Origin of the sequence: Streptomyces sp. NPDC007971 (genome assembly GCF_042958635.1) — a bacterium.
GTDB lineage: Bacteria > Actinomycetota > Actinomycetes > Streptomycetales > Streptomycetaceae > Streptomyces.
The window spans coordinates 1-3,229 of record NZ_JBIBJK010000073.1 but is presented as its reverse complement, the minus strand read 5'-3'; the positions used below and the strand labels follow the sequence as shown (position 1 = coordinate 3,229).

The window sequence follows — 3,229 nt, the reverse complement described above, 5'->3', positions numbered from 1 at the left end:
CCAGGCTCTCCAGACCGGACACCAACTCCCCACGGTCACCGCCCAGAACCACCGACCGGTGCTCGAACACCGACCGCGTCGCCGCCAACGACCACGCCACGTGCGCCGGTTCGAGTCGAGGTCGGGCCACGGCCCATGCACGCAGGCGCTCCGCCTGCGCGGTCAGGCCCTCGGCCGTCCGGCCCGACACCAGCCACGCGCTCACGCCGTCGGCCTCGACCACGGCGGGGGCGCCGGCCGACGGTGTCCCGTCGGCGGGCTCCTGCGGGTCGTCCGCCGTTTCGGCGGCGTCCTCGGCCGGGGCCTCTTCGAGGATGACGTGCACGTTGGTGCCGCTCATGCCGAACGCCGACACACCCGCGCGGCGCACGCGTTCCCCGGCGGGCCACGGCACGGACTCGGTCAGCAGCCGCACCTCGCCGGCCGACCAGTCCACGTGCGGCGTGGGCTCCTCCACGTGCAGCGTCCGCGGCAGCTGCTCGTGCTGCAACGCCAGCACCATCTTGATGATTCCGGCGGCGCCGGCGGCGGTCTGGGTGTGTCCGATGTTGGACTTCACCGAGCCGAGCCACAGCGGACGGTTCTCGGAGCGTTCCTGGCCGTAGGTCGCGATCAGGGCCTGGGCCTCGATCGGGTCGCCGAGCGTGGTCGCCGAGCCATGGGCCTCGACCGCGTCGACCTCGTCGGCGCGCACCCCGGCGTTGGCCAGCGCGGCACGGATGACCCGCTGCTGCGAAGGACCGTTCGGCGCGGTCAGGCCGTTGGACGCGCCGTCCTGGTTGATCGCCGATCCGGGGATCACCGCGAGCACCTTGTGACCGTTGCGGCGGGCGTCGGACAGCCGTTCCACCACCAGCATGCCCGCGCCCTCGGCGAAGCCGGATCCGTCGGCCGACGCGGCGAACGACTTGCAGCGTCCGTCCACGGAGACGCCTCGTGCCTGGGAGAAGGCCACGAACACGGCGGGGGTGGCGGTGACGGCGACGCCGCCGGCGAGCGCGAGCGAGCACTCCCCGGCCCTGATCGCCTGGCAGGCCATGTGCAGGGCCACCAGCGCCGAGGAACACGCCGTGTCCACGGTCACGGCGGGGCCCTCCAGGCCGAACGTGTACGACAGCCGGCCCGACATGACGCTGGCCGCCGTGCCGGTCATCAGGTGCCCCTCGGCGACCCCGGCGCCCTCCAGCGGCACGTCGATGCCGTATCCGGAGGTGGACCCGCCGACGAAGGCGCCGGTCTGGCTGCCGCGCAGTGTCGCGGGGTCGATGCCGGCGCGTTCCAGCGCCTCCCAGGAGGTCTCCAGGAGCAGTCGCTGCTGCGGGTCCATGGCGAGGGCCTCACGCGGGCTGATCCCGAAGAACCCGGCGTCGAAGCCGCTCGCGTCGCGGACGAATCCGCCCGCCTGGGTGTACAGCGTGCCCGTGCGTTCCAGGTCCGGGTCGTAGAGCGCTTCGAGGTCCCAGCCTCGGTCCTGCGGGAACGGGCCGATCGCGTCCGCGCCCGAGGCCAGCAGCTGCCACAGGTCCTCCGGGCTGACGGCACCGCCGGGGAACCGGCAGGCCATGCCCACGATGGCGATCGGCTCGTCCACGACGCCTGGTGCCACCGGACCGGAGGGTGCGGCGACGGCCGGCAGGTCCCCGGTGATTTCCGAGCGCAGCAGGACGGTCAGCGCCGCCGGTGTGGGGTGGTCGAACACCAGCGTCGCGGGCAGTCGCAGACCGGTCTCCGTGTTGAGGCGGTTGCGCAGTTCCACCGAGGTGAGCGAGTCGAAGCCGAGGTCGGTGAAGGCCCGGGTCGCCTCGATCGCCTCGGCGGAGGCGTGTCCGAGGACGGCGGCCACGTGGGCGCGGACCAGGTCCAGCAGGATCCGGTCCCGCTCCGTGGCCGACACCGACGCCAGCTGCCGCCGTAGCGCGTCCGCGGCGCCGGTGCCCGCGCCGGTGCCGCTGCCGGTCCGCGAGGCGGCCGTACGCCGGGCGGCGCCGCCTGCGCCGACGAGTGCCCGCCACAGCGGCGGGATGTCCGTGGTGCGGGCGGCCTGTGCCCGCAGGCCCGCCACGTCCAGGCGGGCGGGTACCAGCAGTGCCTCGTCCCGGGCCAGCGCCGCGTCGAACACGACCAGGCCTTCTTCGGCGCCCATCGTCACGAAACCCGAGCGGTCGATGCGTGAGAGCAGCCGTTCGCCCAGGTTACGGCCGATGCCCGCCTCGTGCGCCCACGCGCCCAGTTGCAGCGACAGCCCGGCGAGTCCGGCCGCCCGCCGGTAGCCGGCCAGGGCGTCCAGGAAGGAGTTCGCCGCCACGTAGTTGCCCTGACCGGGTGCGCCGAACGTCGCCGCCGCGGAGGAGAACGAGACGAAATGGTCGAGGTCCATGGGTGCGGTGAGTTCGTGCAGGTGCCAGGCCGCGTCGACCTTCGGCCGCATCACCGCGGACAGCCGCTCGGGCGTCATCGAGGGGATCACTCCGTCGTCGACGACGCCTGCGGAGTGGATGACGGAGCCCAGCGGGGATTCGGCCGGAATCCTCTCCAGCGCCGCGGCCAGCGCGCTTCGGTCGGCCACGTCGCACGCGATCACCCGGACCCAGACGCCCAGTTCGGCCAGCTCCGCCACCAGGGCAGCCACGCCGGCGGCCGGACCGGAGCGGCTGAGCAGCAGCACGCCGCCGGCCCGGCCAGTCCTCACCAGGTGCCGCGCGACCAGCCCGCCCAGTGTTCCGGTCCCGCCCGTCACCAGCACCGAACGCGCAGCAGCATCCGCCCGCGGCTCGGAGGGCCACTCGACCGGCACCAGATCACCCGACGGCCGAACCAGCCGCCTGCCATAACCAACCCGCCCCCGAACCACCAACTCCGGCTCACCACTGCCCACCACCGAAGGCAGCACCCCGACATGAGCACCCGCATCCAGAGCAGGCAGATCAACCAGAACAAGACGACCCGGATTCTCCGACTGCGCCGACCGCACCAGACCCCACACCGAAGCCGCAGCCAGATCCTCCACAGCCACACCCGCCACCCCATCCACACCACCACGCGTGACCACCACCAACCGCGCCGCATCCAGACGCTGCTCCTCCAGCCACTCCTGCACCACCCCCAACGCACCACCCACCGCCCCGTGCACCAGACCCGGCACACCACCCACCGCCCCGTGCACCAGCCCCGCCACATCACCCACGCCACCCACACCCGGACCATCACCGCCACCCAGCAACGCCCCCGC

1 protein-coding gene and 1 pseudogene are annotated in these 3,229 nt (G+C 73.3%); both read right to left on the bottom strand.

Annotation, left to right across the window (positions count from 1 at the left end):
* Nucleotides 1-2,794 (bottom strand): SDR family NAD(P)-dependent oxidoreductase (locus ACFZCP_RS45800; RefSeq protein WP_391443217.1); only part of this gene is annotated, 2,794 nt, incomplete at its 3' end.
* 108 nt (nucleotides 2,795-2,902) lie between these two features.
* Nucleotides 2,903-3,097: pseudogene (locus tag ACFZCP_RS45795) on the bottom strand (polyketide synthase); the annotation flags it as partial.
* Between the last annotated feature and the right edge of the window lie 132 nt (nucleotides 3,098-3,229).